Annotated in this window: 11 protein-coding genes; 3 read left to right on the top strand and 8 right to left on the bottom strand. The window is 44.5% G+C overall.

All coding sequences use genetic code 11. From position 1 onward, the window contains the following. Nucleotides 1-8: 8 nt before the first annotated feature. Nucleotides 9-1082, bottom strand: coding sequence for a phosphotriesterase (locus tag ACO06Y_RS21550; RefSeq protein WP_422081120.1), 1074 nt, complete (start codon nucleotides 1080-1082; stop codon nucleotides 9-11). Nucleotides 1083-1192: 110 nt separating this feature from the next. Between ACO06Y_RS21550 and ACO06Y_RS21545 the strand changes: the two genes are divergently transcribed. Continuing rightward, nucleotides 1193-2296: a PepSY-associated TM helix domain-containing protein gene (locus ACO06Y_RS21545; RefSeq protein ID WP_422081119.1), complete on the top strand. Its 1104-nt coding sequence runs from the start codon at nucleotides 1193-1195 to the stop codon at nucleotides 2294-2296. A gap of 54 nt (nucleotides 2297-2350) precedes the next feature. Here the strand turns inward: ACO06Y_RS21545 and ACO06Y_RS21540 are convergent, their stop codons facing one another. The 3 genes from ACO06Y_RS21540 to ACO06Y_RS21530 form a co-directional block, all read right to left on the bottom strand. Next, entirely contained in the window at nucleotides 2351-3643 is a 1293-nt protein-coding gene (locus ACO06Y_RS21540; protein ID WP_422081118.1) for an acetylxylan esterase, read from the bottom strand. Between the two features lie 167 nt (nucleotides 3644-3810). Further along, the gene (locus tag ACO06Y_RS21535; protein ID WP_422081117.1) at nucleotides 3811-4611 is read right to left on the bottom strand and encodes a class I SAM-dependent methyltransferase; all 801 of its coding nucleotides are present in this window, start codon (nucleotides 4609-4611) and stop codon (nucleotides 3811-3813) included. A gap of 166 nt (nucleotides 4612-4777) precedes the next feature. Then, nucleotides 4778-7048: a beta-glucosidase family protein gene (locus tag ACO06Y_RS21530; RefSeq protein WP_422081116.1), complete on the bottom strand. Its 2271-nt coding sequence runs from the start codon at nucleotides 7046-7048 to the stop codon at nucleotides 4778-4780. A 40-nt stretch (nucleotides 7049-7088) separates the two neighbouring features. Between ACO06Y_RS21530 and ACO06Y_RS21525 the strand changes: the two genes are divergently transcribed. Next, nucleotides 7089-7832 (top strand): NUDIX hydrolase, encoded by a 744-nt coding sequence (locus ACO06Y_RS21525; protein ID WP_422081115.1) that lies wholly within the window; start codon nucleotides 7089-7091, stop codon nucleotides 7830-7832. Between the two features lie 290 nt (nucleotides 7833-8122). Beyond that, entirely contained in the window at nucleotides 8123-8380 is a 258-nt protein-coding gene (locus ACO06Y_RS21520) for a hypothetical protein (protein WP_422081114.1), read from the top strand. A 302-nt stretch (nucleotides 8381-8682) separates the two neighbouring features. On the opposite strand, the gene ACO06Y_RS21515 is transcribed toward ACO06Y_RS21520, so the two are convergent. The 4 genes from ACO06Y_RS21515 to ACO06Y_RS21500 all read right to left on the bottom strand — a co-directional run bounded on the left by ACO06Y_RS21515 (nucleotide 8683) and on the right by ACO06Y_RS21500 (nucleotide 15876). Continuing rightward, on the bottom strand, nucleotides 8683-10272 hold the full coding sequence (locus ACO06Y_RS21515) for an amidohydrolase family protein (protein ID WP_422081113.1): 1590 nt from the start codon (nucleotides 10270-10272) through the stop codon (nucleotides 8683-8685). Nucleotides 10273-10363: 91 nt separating this feature from the next. After that, entirely contained in the window at nucleotides 10364-12883 is a 2520-nt protein-coding gene (locus tag ACO06Y_RS21510; RefSeq protein WP_422081112.1) for a M14 family zinc carboxypeptidase, read from the bottom strand. A gap of 160 nt (nucleotides 12884-13043) precedes the next feature. Then, the gene (locus tag ACO06Y_RS21505; RefSeq protein WP_422081111.1) at nucleotides 13044-14258 is read right to left on the bottom strand and encodes a sensor histidine kinase; all 1215 of its coding nucleotides are present in this window, start codon (nucleotides 14256-14258) and stop codon (nucleotides 13044-13046) included. Between the two features lie 223 nt (nucleotides 14259-14481). Then, entirely contained in the window at nucleotides 14482-15876 is a 1395-nt protein-coding gene (locus ACO06Y_RS21500) for a Gfo/Idh/MocA family oxidoreductase (RefSeq protein ID WP_422081110.1), read from the bottom strand. Between the last annotated feature and the right edge of the window lie 116 nt (nucleotides 15877-15992).

Raw genomic sequence — 15992 nt, 5'->3', positions numbered from 1 at the left:
AGCAAAGATTAAGGGGTCAAGGAATATCCCTTTATAGGATTTTCGGTGGTTATCAGATCTATTTCCGCTTGGGTAAATCCCAACTGTCGAAGCCGTGGAAGCAATAGTCTATCTATGGTCTGGTAGGGATCATTCTTTCCCTTATCAAAGGGTATGAGCTTAATAGTACCTTTTTCATCTGTAACGCCCCAGCCATAGTCGTGAGAAATCATAAGTCGCGAAAGTAGCTGGTTTTCCTTCAGAACACGTATCATGTTTACATAGCTATCCAGTTTTTCGGAACTTACCCCATCCAGACTGATCCACACCCCTTTTTTGGCAAGGGCCAGCCTTTCTTCATCCTTTCCATTTTGGGCGTGGACCCATATCATATTTTTACCATCAACGTCTGCCGCTGTAATAATTTGATATTGTGAAAGGGCCGCTTCCCCATCACCGGTATGCATGGCCATTTGTAGGCCACTTTTTTTGTGAAGGAGAATCGCCGCTTTTAACAATTTCTCCTCAATGGCATCCAAAGGCCCCTTTCCAACGCCCAGTTTTATGAATCCGGGCCGGATGCCCGTATCCCCGATACCTTCCCGCCATTCCTTTTCCCAGCGTTCCGCCAGGGTTTCACTACTTTCGGTATAGGCATGCTTGGGCAGGAATTTCTTGTTGACCGCGGCATAATAACCCGTATTAGTAACGATTTTAAGACCCGAAAGCTCGGAAAGTGCCTTGAGCAATTCCACATCCCGACCAATATAGTTTGGGGTACATTCAAAGAACAGGCCATAGCCCCTTTCCTGTAGTTTTTTAAGATGGGGTAAAATGGTAGTTATAGCCATTTCCCTAGGGTAACGGGGTTGGGGTGCTATTTCCGCGCCCAAAAAATCCGTAGTAATATGTTCATGGGGTAATATACGACCTAGATTTCCCAAACCGATTTTTCCGGTAACCGTCATAATAAAGGCACCTTTAGGTTCCTCTTGGGCTCTTAGGGAAATTGAACCCATTAGTACCAAGAAGGAAATAAGTAATTTAAGCAGTCGAATACGAGACCGCTTTCGATTCTCATCGTTTGGCAGGAAATGTCTCATTTGAAGGATACTTTCCATATAGAAAGTTATTAATTGTTATCCAGATGGGCAAAGCTTTGGACCGATGATTTATAACGCTATATTTAGAGCTTCAGCCGATTTGTCCAAGAATGAAAAAAGGACGCTTCAAGAGAAGTATACACAACATCCATTTGTACGTGGGCCTCGTCATTGGCCTGCTGTTTTTTATTATAGCGCTGTCCGGTGCATTGTATGCTTGGGAGGCAGAAATTAGCCATAGGATTTATAAGCAAAGCGTAGAAGCCCGGGATAACCCTTTCGTACCGGTCTCCCAATTGAGGGCCGAACTGGTTCGGGAGTTTCCCGAAGGGGACTTTAGGGCCGTTACCTTTCAAGGGAAATCTTCCGCTGCCAAAGTATTGATATATGCACCGGGTACCTATTACTATGCTTTTATGGATCCCTATACGGGAAAGATCCAACATTTACAGAATATGAAGGAGGGCTGGTTGAACTATTTGAAATCCTTGCATCGGAACTTACTTTTGGGCGATGTAGGACGGGCAATTGTGCATTGGGTTACGCTCTTGTCCTTTTTTATGGTATTGACGGGATTGATTCTTTGGTGGCCACACCGAAAATCACGTAGAAAATACCATTTTACGATTAACCTTAAATCCAAACCGGTAAAACTGAACTACGACTTGCACAATGTCCTGGGTTTTTATGCTTCGTGGATAGGAGTTTTTATTATACTAACCGGCATTTTTTGGGGATTTGAACCTATACGAAATGGGTTAAGGGTATTGACCCGGGAGAATGAGACGAAATATGACATTCCTGAATCGAATGTAGTTGGGAGTCAATCTTTGAATTACGATCCAAATCAAAAAGTGGACAGTTTGGCCACTGCTTTTTTAGGGCAATTCCCCGATAAACGTGTACGAATAAGTTACCCCCACAAGGAAACGGATGCGATACACCTAGCGGTGATACATCCCCAACAAGTTGTGTATAGCACAGATTACTATCATTTTGACCAATACACCGGTGCCTTGCTCCAGGGTAATTTTCAGAATGGTATCCACAGCGAGGCAAGTGCTTTTACGACCTTAAACGGACTGATCTATGATATTCATTTGGGAAACCTGGGCCACTTTTGGGGTCGCTTATTGGTGAGCCTTACGGCTCTGGTCTTGGCCTCCCTACCCATTACAGGTTTTGTCATTTGGTTGGGAAAACGCAAGACTTAGGGTAAGGTAATCTGAAGTCAGTTTTCTGGATAGTCAGATTGAGCGTACAAAAGACTATTCCTTTAGCTTTCCATACAACCATGCGTTGCGTAATTCCCTTTGTTCCGGAAAGGTCCAATGTTGGGTCTCTTGATAAACGTGCAGTTCCTTTTGGGCATCGATCAGGTTATAGGCCGCGAACATGGAAGCCGGTGGACACACATGATCGTTGTATCCCCAACTGTACCATCCCGGGACTTTTACGAATCGGGCAAAGTTGACCACATCAAAATATTTGGAGGTTTCTATTTTCTCGGGCTTATTGGTATACTCATCCACAAAGATTTGGGGCCAACCTCCAGCGCGACCGTGCAAAAACCCGGTCAAATCCGAAAGGGCAGGGTAAAATGCCGCTAAATAATCGATTCGTTCATCCAAGCCTGCAGTAACAATGGAAAGTGCTCCTCCCTGACTTCCTCCAGTAACCCCAATATCCTCACCATTAAAGCTTTCAAGGCTTTCGATAAAATCTACCGCTCGCACACAACCTAAATAAACGCGTCTGTAATAGGCATTGTCCTTATCATCCAGATTGGTGGTCCAATAGCTGTTCAGCGCCCCTTGCATCAGGTTATCATACACCTTTTTTTCCAGGTTTACCGGTATTCCGTGGATGCCAATGGTAAAGGACAGAAATCCAGCCTCGGCATCTGAGATTTCTCCATAGTAGGGCCTAATACCGGCCCCAGGAACCCGAAGGATTGCCGGATATTTTCCTTCCTTTTTAGGTCTACATAGTATTCCGTAGATTTTGCCCTTGATGTTGTCCAATTCTACATGGTAGACATCCACTTTGTCCGTACACCTTTCAGGTAGTAAGATCATGATAGGATTTATGGGTACTTCCGCCAAGGCGTCCTTGCCTTTGTCCCAGAATTCCTCAAAATCATTCGGTAGGGTAGTGGTCGGCCGTATTTCGTGGGGAGCAAAACCCACTGTGGTATAAGAGGAATACTCCTTGTCATCAACAGTCACCGTTGCCGTGCAACGTAGAAAACCGGGTTCATCCATTTTCTTGGCCTTTATTTTGGCCGTCCCATTTTTTAAGGATACCGTGCCTTCGTCCCAAATCTTTAATATTCGATACCCCGGATCGGGTTGTATTGTGTAGCTAATTTGAATGCCTTCCATAGGAACATTGTTCCGCAAAACGGAAATAGAGAATTCGGGCTGATCACCAATGGCATAGGTCCAGTCCGTTTGGTCGGGGGAAACGATTACGTTTACCAATTTCCTTTGGGGCTGGGCATGTACGTAAAAGGAGAGGAGTGCAATACAAACAAGGGAAAGATATGGTCTAATATTCATGTGGGATACTTTAAATGATGATTTAATCAAGTCCTTTGGAAATATACTAAAATGAACGGACACCTGGGAAGTAATACACGAAAGGTTTGAGTGGAATGGGAAATCTTGGATTGAAGGACTTTTGCACTTTGGATTCTTCGTAGTTTATTCCTTATGGTTGCTCCGAGTTACTTTTTAATACTCGCCGGTTTTTTACCGATGATATACAAATAATCCCCTAAATCATTTTCGTAGGACTCTCTTATTTGTTTGTGTTCTCCGGTATCCAGGTCCTTTCTCAAATCTATCAGCCCTTTTTCGACTTCGGCTCGATTCGCTAAGGACGAAAAAGAAGAAATTCCGTGCCTTACGGTATTATCAAAATAGATTTCAGGGTTTTGCTTCCCGCAATATAGAAACTTGTCCCGCAGGTCTGGCCTAATAAAATATTTTTCGGTTTTGTGCATTTCGAATCCGGCGCCTATCATTGCCTTTTCCACTTCAACATAGGACGGCATTTGGGCTATGGAATCGGACATCATTTTTGGAAAGTACCGATTTAACCAATAACCTTTCATTTGTTCCGGGGTGGACGTAAAAATTACGATTCTCCCTGCTTCCCTTAAAACCCTAAAAAGCTCTGAAAATCCCTTTTTTAAATCAGGCCAATGATGAAGGGTGAGTGAAGCTGTTATACCGTCTATGGAATCGCGCTCCAAACCGGTGTTTTCCACGGTACCGATGCGCCAAGAAATCTGTTGGTTCCGGTATCTGGCTTTTTCCAACATAGTTTCCGAGGGGTCGATTCCGATAAATCTGAGCCCTTTTTTTTGAAGGGTGTCCGTATAATTTCCTGTCCCGCAACCGATGTCCAGATACCGTCCATTCGAATCAGGATTTAGGTGATAGTGCAATCGCTCCACAAGATACCCGTCCGCCTTACGGGTTCGGTCATAATCTTGACCTATGGTATCGTATTTTACCTCCATAACTTGTTGGCAAAGGTAATGCTATAGATTGATTTGGGAGGTGACATCCTGCAATTTCGTTTCCCTCTTTTGGTACGACTATTAGCACTGAAAGCCATTTGGTTTGATAACATTCGGCACATAAAGCACTAAAAGGAGTTTATGACTATTTAAATCGAAAGTACATCTATTTTACTACAAAAGTCGATTGCAAAAGATCGCTTTCCGCGGATGAACTGCCCACATAAACTTCGTAGGCCATGTTTTCAACCTCCCAGTTTTCCGTTTTCGGGTTATACCACGTAAGGTCTTCTACGGCAACATCCAGTGTAACCTTTTTGGTCTCACCAGCTTTTAGGTGAACTTTTTTGAACCCTCGCAACAGTTTTACCGGCCGATCGACCGCTGAATTGGAAAAACCCATATACAATTGAACTACCTCCTTTCCGTCTACCTCACCTGTGTTTGAAACATTTACTTCAACCTCCAAGGGTTCGCCCAAGGAGATTTCCTGGGTTTTGACAGCGAGTGAATCATAGGCAAAATCGGTGTAGCTTAAACCGAAGCCAAACGGATATGCCGGGGTTGTTCCTTTTTTGTCGAAAAGGGTATACCCGTGATAGTACCCGTATGTGAAATTTTTGGTATAGGGTGTAAAAGGAGGGTAATCCTTTTGCGCTTTGGCAATTGAAAAAGGCAGTTTTCCACTGGGATTTGCATTCCCGTAAAGAATATTGGCCAGAGCCGTTCCCCCTTCCATACCGGCATACCAAGAAAACAATATAGCCGGTACGTCATCTTCCCACGTAGACATATCAATAGCGCTGCCGCCCACATAGACCACCGCCAGGTTATCGTTCATGGGATGTAATGCCTTTATCAGCTTTTCGTCCTGTTCCAACAAACTTAAATCCTTCCTGTCACCACCTATAGTAACTTTCCCAAGGGATTTGCCGGCTTCCGCCTCCTCCTCCATCTGTTCCCTACTAAAGATAATGTATTCCCCTTCGTCTTCATGGGTAAAACCGACGACCAGAACGACGTCGTCAGCATTTTGGGCCAGTTCTTTTGCTCTTTCAAGATCACTTCCATCGTCCAGGATCACCTTGTTTCCTTGGGCCTCTTGCTGTTTTTTTATGCCCTCAAAAGGAGTTTCCACATATAAGGGGGTGGAATCACTACTGCCACGGTCACCCGTGTTTTCCAAGTCCGCCAGTCTACCGATTACGGCAATCGTTTTCCCTTCTTGTTTTTTAAAGGGCAATATCCCCTCATTTTTTAGCAATACCATGCTTTCCTCGGCCGCTTCCCGGGCAAGCGCTATGCTGGAAGGTTTGCCTATATCACTTGTCGGATAGTTGTCCTGGTCATTGACCAATGCATATTTTAATCGAGTGGCCAAGGACCGGGTCACGATTTTGTCAATATCCGACTCCGTTATCTCACCGTTATCCAAACCTTCCTGAATGACCTCCGGAGTGTATACTTGTTGAAATGGCATCTCTACGTCGAGTCCGGCTTGTACCCCTTTGATACCATCATACACGCCCATTAACCAATCCGTGGTTACAAAGCCCTCAAAACCCCAATCATCACGTAAAATATGGGTCAGCAATTCCTTATTGCTTCCACAGAATTCCCCGTTTACCGCATTGTAGGCACTCATAATAGATGCGGGCTTACCTTCTTGAACCGTCTTTTTAAAATGCGGAAGGTACACTTCATGTAGTGTTCTCTCATCCACTTCCACATCGACCACCCATCTGGAATTCTCTATACTGTTCAATGCGAAATGCTTGGGACATGCCATTACGTTGTGCTTTTCCAGACCCTTAACGGCGGCAACCCCGAACTCACCCAATAACCATGGGTCTTCCCCGTAGGTTTCCTGTGCCCGTCCCCAACCGGGATGCCGCAATAGATTAATGCATGGCGTGGCAGCATAGTTAACCTTATTGGCCCGCATTTCAGAGGCAATGACCTGATTGATACGATATTCCAGATCGGGGTTCCAACTCGCCCCACGGGCCATACCTACCGGAAACGTAGTCACGCCTTTGACATCCTTGCCCAACACCCGCGCTCCACGGGGGCCATCGGACAGTACCCAGGGCGGTATCCCCAGCCTTTCATTTTCACCAACATAAATGTGGGCAAACCGCTTCTTGACCAGAAAATTGGTCGCCAGCTTGGCCATCCCACTGCCAAAAGGTTCCCCATACATCTGATCTACCTTTTCATCAAGACTCATCTCCGCAACCAGTTTTTCGGCGATCTGCCTGGTATCCGTATTTGCGAATTCCTTTTGAAGATTCTCTTCGGAAACATAAAGCGAAGGCCTATCATAGTTGAGGTTAATGATTACGACAATGCTCAGGACTATTAAGATCAGGGCAATTATAACGCCGAACCACTTGAGTACTTTTAATACGATTCTTTTAAATTTAGACTTGGCCATATTTGTGTCATTTTGCCACAAATATATAAAATGTGGCACTTTGCCACAAATTTTTACCTTTGTATTTATGGACGTGCAAAAATTTTTAGATCACGGGGAAGAACTTTATTTGCCCAATGTCTCCGTGGATATCGTTATTCTCGGTTTTAAGGAAGGGGAATTAAAGGTTTTATTGCTGGAATTTGAAGGAAGTTGGGCCTTACCCGGTGGCTATGTGGGAAAAGACGAATCCGTTTCCGATGCGGCCGTAAGGGTATTGGAGGAAAGGACCGGGCTGCGACAACCCTATTTACGGCTTTTTCAGGTATTCGGGGATGGGGATCGAAATTTTGCTTCGGAATTTGAACGATTGTTAAAAGCGGCAGGGTATACTTGGAACAAGGATTTATGGATAAATAAACGCTTTATATCGTTGGCCTATTATGCATTGATCCATATTGAGGACGCCCAACCTACAGGCGGCATCTTTTCCCAACCCTGTGCTTGGCATAATTTGGATGATTTGCCCCCCATGTTGATGGACCATGCCAAGATAGCACTTGAATCGCGCGCACAGCTGAAAAGGGATATCGGGATGGAACAAATTTCCTTTAACCTCTTGCCCGAGGAGTTTACCATGCCCCAATTGCATAAACTACACGAACGCATTCTTGAAAGGAAATTGGAACGGAGCCGATTTCAAAAGAAAATGTTGTCCCTGGACATATTTGAACGGTTACCGGAACCCAAGGCGGACGCGCCGCGACGCAAACCTTTTTTATATCGCTTCAAAAAAGAAGGTTGACCGAGATACTTATTTGTTTTTAACACCACAGGTTTTAGAAGTAAAAAGGTGTATTAACCTGTCAAAGGTATAATGGCACTGCTATGATTTCGTAATGATGGGTTCCCAAACCACCGATGAAAACCCTCATTTTTTCGGTGAGTTGAATTGGAATGGAATTCCATTCAACGGAGCTTTTTTACACTTCATCCATAATAGTTACACTGACCGAAAATCGGTGTCGTTCAGCGGTTTACAGGGCATCCCAGCCTGTAATCGGGGTTATCTTTAAGTAACCCAATCGCACTGACATGAAGTCTATTTTAACCTTGCTTATCGTCCTTCTCTTCGGAGCTATGGCTTTGGCACAAAATACACAAACCGATGTTAAAGTGGAGTCTATTGAAATGGGTGTTGTTCTGGATGGTAGCCTTACTTTTCCTGTCGCTACTTTCCAAGGTTCGCAACCCGTCCAAGACCAAGTCGCGCATTTATACAAATTCCGAAATGCAAGAGTAAAGAAAGCCCTGTCTTTCCGTACCAAAAAAAATAAAGCCAAATTAGCCTAAAGGTTCCCCAATACCTTAACCTTAAATCTATAAGCTATGATCTTTGCATTTATTACCGTTTCAACTCTTTTAATTGTTGCGTATGTCGCCATCTTTCCAAAGACCAAAGGGGTCTTGAGACCTTTAAAACTACCGGTACGCAAATAAGGAATACGATTAGATACTACACCCTTGTTTCCCTTATAGCCCGGGAAACCGAAAAAGGAACCGTAGTACGTATATCAAGTAATGTTTCCAACTGCCACTTTTTCATGTTAATGACATGATCTGTTCCCCTTCCGTCAAAGGAAGGGGAATTTTGTTTATTCCCTTACCCCAGGTTGTAGAATTTTATACCCTTTTTTTTGTTTTTCCAAGGTGACCATTTCCTTTACTTCGTCCAGTAATGCCTTGGCATCATAGATAATACCGTCCTTGATGGTATATTTTACCCCGCCTACACGTACCACTTCATTGTCCTCCGTTAACTTAATGGCCCCTGTGCCATAGAGCACTTTTAAGTTTTTCAAGGGATTTTTCTCTACCACTACGAAATCCGCCAGTTTTCCAATGGCCACTGTGCCTAAGGTATTGTCCACACCTAAGGCCTCGGCCCCGTTCAAGGTAGCTGCACGGATAATCTCCAAAGGGTGGAAGCCTGCCTCGCGTAATAATTCCAGTTCCCGGACATAGGCAAAGCCGTACAATTGAAAAATAAATCCGGAATCGGAACCTGTGGTGACCCGCCCACCCCGATTTTTATATTCATTGATAAAGGCCATCCACAATCTGTAGTTTTCCTTCCAGGCGACTTCCTGTTCGGTGCCCCAATCATGCCAATAGCTGCCATGTGATATCTTGCTGGGCTGATAAAATTCCCAAAGCGAGGGGAGCGTATAGGTCTCGTGCCATTCGGCGCGCCGTGCCCGTTGTAGGTCCCTACTCGCCTCGTAAATGTTGAAGGTAGGATCTAGGGTGAAGTCCAGCTCCAAAAGCTCGTCCATCACGGCGTTCCAATGTTCGGAGTAGGGTTTAGCGGCCTGGGCCCAAAGTTTTCCGGCGTTTTCAAAACGATGTTGTTCGTTCTGATAGTTGTAGTCCAGGGGATAGTCTTGTACCGTGCGTTCATTGAACAAGGCCTCAGGTAGCCCGTACCAGTGCTCCATACTCGTAAGTCCAGCGCGCGCGGAATGCAGAACGTTCCATCGGGCTACACTTAATTGGGCATGATGACAAGCGGAGCCCAATCCCAATTTTTTATTTTCGTCCAGGGCAGCCTCCATAATTTCCGGTTCGGCCCCGAAGAATTTAATGCCGTCCGCTCCCTCCTTGGCATTGGCCCGTACCCATTCCCTGGCCTGTTCCGGTGTAGTGATGGGAACCCCTTTTAAGGGATCAAAACTGGCACTGGTCTGACCAAAACCGGTATAGGCAAAAATACGGGGCGCCACGATTTCATTCTTTGCACTTTTGCGTTTTAGGTCAAGGGCAAAATCAATTCCTCTACCGCTTGGTTCCCGAACCGTGGTGATTCCATGGCCCATCCATAGACGAAAGACATAATCGGGTTCCGCTCCTTGGGCCACTCCCCCAATATGGCCATGCATATCGATAAATCCCGGAAGAAGATACATTCCGGAGCAGTCCAACTCTTTTCCCCCTGGTTTTAATAAAGGTCTTTTACCGGCATTAATTTTTACACCCGGATAACCTACCACTTGAATATCCGTGATTTTATTGTTCTCCACTACGATATCAATGGGGCCTTGCGGAGGAGCCCCATTCCCATTGATCAATGTAACCCCTCGGATAATGAGTTGGGTATGCGGGCCGTCGCCTTTAGCGGATTGGGCGGTGTTTTGGGCTACACCGATGAAGAATAGAACTAGGGGGAGTAGTTTTGATTTTTTCATTTTTGGTTTTTATGTTTTCATTGCGAATCCGCTTGCTATGGATGAAGCAATCCGTTTAGTTTGCTTCACTACGTTCGCAAATACGTGCTTGCTAATCTTCATTGGGCACATTGATTTTATCCCCCAAAAAAAGGGCGTTCAGAAACAATCGATTTGTACAGTACCAAGAACCCCTGAAATTGGGATTGTCCGCAAAGAGGATAACCCGACCGTTCCCAAGCTTGCTGACCAGCAAAGAGGCCGAGGGTTTTAAAAACTCCTCCATATTCTTTTGGGTAATAAACCCGTCTATATGGGGTTCCTTGGCATACTGGGCCACGGTGGCATAGGCATTCTTGCTGGGTGAGAGCCATATCTCATTATTCTTATAAACTGGAATCTGTTGATCCCGGTAGCCAAAACCTAAGGGGTGGGTAGTATCCAGATCTACTTTAAGGATAATACCGCCTATCTGTTCCTTCCCGATATTTTCCGGTGCGTCCACATAGGATTTTCGTTCTACTATTGCCGTAGAGTCTTTTTCGGATTTGGTCAGTTTTTCGAGCACCAATTTCTTTTCAATGGCCCATTTGGCCGCTGTACCAATGGTAATGAGGGTGTTTCCTTTGTTCACCCAATCCTTGATTTTATCCAGCTGTTTCTGGGTGAGGTCATATGTACCGGAAACCATGACCAACACATTGTATTTATCAATGTTTGCCCTATTAAAATTACGCATCGGGATTTTGGTTATAGGCATACCCACTCGGGTATCCAGTAAATGCCAGACTTCCCCGGCCTCATACGAACGTACTCCTTGACCAATAAGCATAGCGGCCTTGGGAGCCTTTATCGTCTTAATGTTACGACTACCCAGATCGATGCCCTTTATACTATAGCCTGTAGGAACCCCGTACGCCGGAACCTGAAATTTTTGTTGCGCCTGTTGGATAATCCGGTAAACTTCGTCGGTTGATTTCTTTTGGAGGGATACGGGTACTACCAAAGCGCCATAATTGAATTCCTTTCCGTTGGGGCCGATTTTCGCCGTAAAAGGTTTAAAGGACGAGGAAACCACCAGACCGTTGTGCTGAATCTGGTTGAGTAGGGCAGGGGCATTGTAATCGTCCCAGTCGATGATATAGGCGTAGTCCGATTTTTGTACAGGAGCCAGGGAGGTCAAATTATCGGTCGATTCCACTTTTTCGCCTAAACTCACGGAATTTAGCGGTTGGTACGCCATATTGTAAAAATTGGCCACAGACCAGGCGGAAGCATCGTAATATACACTATCCCGATACTTTTCATAAGTTTCGAACATGGACTGTACCATCCGATATTGAGGCTGCCTTGTGGGCACTACATAGTTTTCGCCTGATTTATATACGTCTATTTTATGTAATAAAAGCTTATCGATAAAAGCCTTGGTACGGTTGGCATCATAGGCGTCCCCAAAGGAATATCCCCTTATTTTGCTCTTACCCGCATTGGTCAGGGCGCTTTTAAAGAAATCCTGCTGATATCTGCGCAAATAGGCCTTGTTTTCCACGGCCGCCTTTATGGTGGCGATGCTTGTCGTATATTGGTTACGAATAGTAAACGGAAAGGTGATTTCGCCATAAGGAGTTTTTTGTCGATGGCCCCGGCTACTGGCCTGCTCAAAGAGTAATCCCAGACCTCCTTGCAGGTCCGGATAGGAGGAACCATAACCGGGATATGTCCCATCAAAGGCCTCTTTAGTAAAATAAAAGGAACCGATACTATCCAGCGCTTGGGCAAAATAGTTCCCGAACATTTCGTTGAGGTCTTCATAATTTTCCTTGGGCATAATAGGGTTGAGGGAACCGTTGGTTTTCATGGGCTCAAAAAAGTAACTGCTCTGTGTACCCATTTCATGAAAATCCGTCACAACGTTCGGATACCATTGGTGATACCAAACGAGTTTTCCACGACTTTCCGGATGGATACCCAAAAGCCAGTCCCGGTTCAGATCAAACCAATAATGATTGGTTCGTCCCACGGGCCAATATTCGTTATGTTCGGCATCCTGTGGATCGGCCACTTCAGGGCTTCCTTGATACATGTTGACCCATTGTGTATGCCGATCGCGACCATCCGGGTTGATGGTAGGGTCTATAAAAAGGATGGCATTTTTGCGATAGTCTTGGATTTCCGGATGGTTTGAGGCCACTAGAGTATAAGCCGTCAACAAAGCCGCCTCGGAGCCTGAAGGTTCGTTGCCATGCACATTATAACCTAAATTGATGAATATGGGAACAGCGTCATAATTGGAAACATTTTTGGAGGGATCGGTAAAGGCCAAATGTTGCTGTTTCAAGGTGGTTAGATTTGAAAAATTCTCTGGGCTTGTAACCGTTAGGATGACCAACTTGCGCCCCTCATGGGTTTTTCCATATTCCTGTAGGGAAGCCCGATCGGACACTTCGGCCAATTTTTGCAAATAGGCAACAATCAAATCATGGCGGGTGTGATGCTCCCCGATACCGTACCCCAGAAATTCCTGTGGCGTCGGAATATCAGTGGCGAAGGGATGGAATTTTTTGTAGAAATAATCCTGTGCCTGAAGCGTGCCACTGCACAACAGTAGCAAAAAAAAAGTCTTTTTGAGCATGAAAAGATGTTTTTGAATTAGTCGCTTAAATATAGGGATAATGGTGCAGAATGCCCCTACAGGACAGATAGATAACCGGATTATTGCCAATGCTCTAAAATACTGTGATTTCTATTGTATTGGCGATGATTCTGCCCGAGAATTTCGAGGTTTTTGGTAATCACGCCAAGGACGGTACCTTTTGGTGGATTTCCCGAAACTTTACAATATAATAAGTACCTTTTTTGGTGGCATCCCTGATTATGGAACCCCGTAGCTGTCGGGCCAGATTATGGATAAGTTTCAATCCCAGGGATTTGGTCGTTTTATGGTTCATGGTTTCCGGAAATCCGATACCGTTATCGCCTATATTAAGCTGATATTCCCCATCATCGCCCCTTCGTAATTTGATAAAGATTTCCCCTTTGGAATTATCCACAATACCATATTTCAGGGCATTCGTTACGGCTTCATTGATCAATAACCCCAAAGGTATCGCGGTATCGATATTTAATTTGATATCAGGAATATCAATATCCAGCGTAATATTACTACTCGTTCCCTTAATGGAGCGCACCAGATATTCGGCCAGTTCCTCCACATAGGATTTGTATTCTATTTTGGAAAGATCTTCGCGCATATATAACATCTCATGTACCATGGCCATGGAGATGACCCGATTTTGACTGTTCTTTAGGAGTTCCTTGGTCTGTTTGTCATCAATATTCCGCGACTGAAGGCTTAAAAGACTGGATACGGTCTGAAGGTTATTTTTTACCCGGTGGTGTACCTCCTTCAACAGAGTTTCCTTTTCCTTAATTTTTTCTTCCACCTCATTTTTAGTGGTATAAAGCTTATGATGGACTCGCAATAGATTTTTTCCGAATACCCCGCCCAAGAGGTAAACGGAAAATAATACGCTTAACAAAGCGAATAGATTCTTGGAACTTTCCGGTACCGCATTGGCTGCAAAACTAAAATCGGCTATGCTCTGCGCATAAATAAGTAGGATAATGGATAAAATAAGATAGAGGTACAGGGCGCCATACGTCTTTGTACTAACATATCCCGCCACAACGACCAGTGCCAATACGAATATGAACGGACTATTGATGCCTCCACTATACAAAGTAATGGCAGTGGCCCCCACAAGAGCCATAATGGAAACAATATTATAGGCGAGTGCTAGATTTTTATGATATTTATAGAGAAAGGTGTTTAACAAGTTGAGTACACCAAAGACTAAAAAAACATAGGGAATGACCTTGGTAATATCGAGTACAAAGAAGCAGAGCAAACAGAAGACCAAGGAACAAATGGAAGTGAAGTAATTTACTTTGAGTACCAATTTGGCCTTGTCCCGTAATCGTTCTTCCATTCCCTTAGTGTACTGCATATCCAATTGTATTAGATACCGATGCTGTTGGCGTATGCCATAGAAAGGGTAGGTCAGGTTAGGGTTATACCGTAAAACTAACCATGTTTTGATATATCTTCCAAATGGTGCCGCTACTATTTTAGATGCAGGGAAGTTTTTTTTGTCTTTTGACAGAACATACTTTCGATACAATACCGGGACTGTACCCTAAGAGACTTGTTCGGATTTTAATGGCTTACCGTCAACTTCTTTTAACCTTGGGTTTCAAATCGGTCAGATCGGCTATTTTAATGGGCTTGCCTCTTTCAATACTACGGCGTGCACCCACACCTATAAGAATGGACATGGCTCCGTCCCTGACACCGGCCGTACGACCAAATTCGTCCTTGGTTTCAGGGGTCTTGAAGATTTTATCATGTAGCCTTTTGTCACCACCCCCGTGACCACTTTTCTCCATAGGAACTTCTACGGTCTCATGGGTCTTCCAAAGCTTATGCAATATTATAGGCTCATAGTAGATTTCATCCTTGTTGGTCTGTGCCATTTCCTTGGCGTGTTTTTCGGCCTCATCGGTAGTTTCGTTCTTAAAATATGGGATATCCTGCCAAGCCTCTATCCGGCCCTCCGTACCATTAATGCCAACGCGCCAACCCTCATATGGGGAATACGTGGTTAATGAATAGTTTAGTATGGTATTGTCCGCATACTTTACTTGCGCCGACATTTTATCATAGATGTCGATTTCCTCGCGGAACAGACAGTTGTCACGAATGTAACCGTCCTCGTGCTCATGGTCCACATAAAGCTGTTTGCTGAATTGATCCTTAGTGATGTCCCAATAAAAATCACATTTGGATTGATACTCGCAGGTACGGCACTTATCGCCACGGAAAGGCCCGTTCTTACCATAAAATTCCAGATCCCCATAAGCAAATACCTCCTCTGGTTCGGAGTCTATCCACCAGTTAAGAAGGTCAAAATGATGGGTCGCCTTATGTACCCAAAGGGAACCCCCACTTTCCATCTGTCCGTGCCAACGTCTAAAATAAGAGGCCCCATGATAGGTGTTGAGGTACCAGTGAAAATCTATAGAGACCAATTTTCCAATGGCATTGTTGGCCAAAAGTTCCTTTACCTTAGTGGCGTAGGGGCTCCATCTATAATTAAACCCGACAATAAGGTTCTTATCGGACTTTTTTTCGGCATCCAAAATCGCTTGACATTTGGTCTCGTCCGTGGTCAACGGTTTTTCCGTGAGTACATCACATCCCATTTCCAACCCTTTGATGATAAACTCATGATGGGTGGAATCCTTGGTAGTTACAATGACCAAATCCGGTCTTGTACTGGACACCATTTTCCCAAAGTCCGTAAAGGTAGGGCAGGAGACCCCGATATATCCTTTTCCGTATTCCAGCCTACTGGAGTTGATATCGCTCAATCCCACAAACTCCAAAATATCGGAGTACTCATCCATTAAACGTTTGCCCCAAAAGGTAATGCCTCGAATGCCCGTACCGACCAATGCTACTTTAAGCTTTTTGGAGCTACCAAAATCAAATGCATGTAGGGGCAGTGCGGAACTGGCCGCCAACATACTTATGGAAGAAAGGAATTTACGTCTGGATGTTGTCATTTTTGAAAAACTTAGGTTTGTTTTAAAGATATTGAATTTTTGGATTACCTAGGTTGAAGCCTATTGGATTTGAACGAAAAAGACCACCTTTTGGGTTATTTGCATAAAAAACGGCG

Source organism: Ulvibacterium sp. (assembly GCF_965228935.1).
In the GTDB taxonomy this organism is placed as follows: Bacteria; Bacteroidota; Bacteroidia; order Flavobacteriales; family Flavobacteriaceae; genus Ulvibacterium.
This window is presented reverse-complemented; position numbering and strand designations above follow the sequence as displayed.

What these genes read in the sequence shown, in the direction of transcription:
- ACO06Y_RS21510 (WP_422081112.1), bottom strand. Translation starts at nt 12,883, where the DNA reads ATGCTCAAAAAGACTTTTTTTTTGCTACTGTTGTGCAGTGGCACGCTT.
- ACO06Y_RS21505 (WP_422081111.1), bottom strand. Translation starts at nt 14,258, where the DNA reads ATGCAGTACACTAAGGGAATGGAAGAACGATTACGGGACAAGGCCAAA.
- ACO06Y_RS21545 (WP_422081119.1), top strand. Translation starts at nt 1,193, where the DNA reads ATGAAAAAAGGACGCTTCAAGAGAAGTATACACAACATCCATTTGTAC.
- ACO06Y_RS21500 (WP_422081110.1), bottom strand. Translation starts at nt 15,876, where the DNA reads ATGACAACATCCAGACGTAAATTCCTTTCTTCCATAAGTATGTTGGCG.
- ACO06Y_RS21515 (WP_422081113.1), bottom strand. Translation starts at nt 10,272, where the DNA reads ATGAAAAAATCAAAACTACTCCCCCTAGTTCTATTCTTCATCGGTGTA.
- ACO06Y_RS21520 (WP_422081114.1), top strand. Translation starts at nt 8,123, where the DNA reads ATGAAGTCTATTTTAACCTTGCTTATCGTCCTTCTCTTCGGAGCTATG.
- ACO06Y_RS21535 (WP_422081117.1), bottom strand. Translation starts at nt 4,611, where the DNA reads ATGGAGGTAAAATACGATACCATAGGTCAAGATTATGACCGAACCCGT.
- ACO06Y_RS21530 (WP_422081116.1), bottom strand. Translation starts at nt 7,048, where the DNA reads ATGGCCAAGTCTAAATTTAAAAGAATCGTATTAAAAGTACTCAAGTGG.
- ACO06Y_RS21540 (WP_422081118.1), bottom strand. Translation starts at nt 3,643, where the DNA reads ATGAATATTAGACCATATCTTTCCCTTGTTTGTATTGCACTCCTCTCC.
- ACO06Y_RS21550 (WP_422081120.1), bottom strand. Translation starts at nt 1,082, where the DNA reads ATGAGACATTTCCTGCCAAACGATGAGAATCGAAAGCGGTCTCGTATT.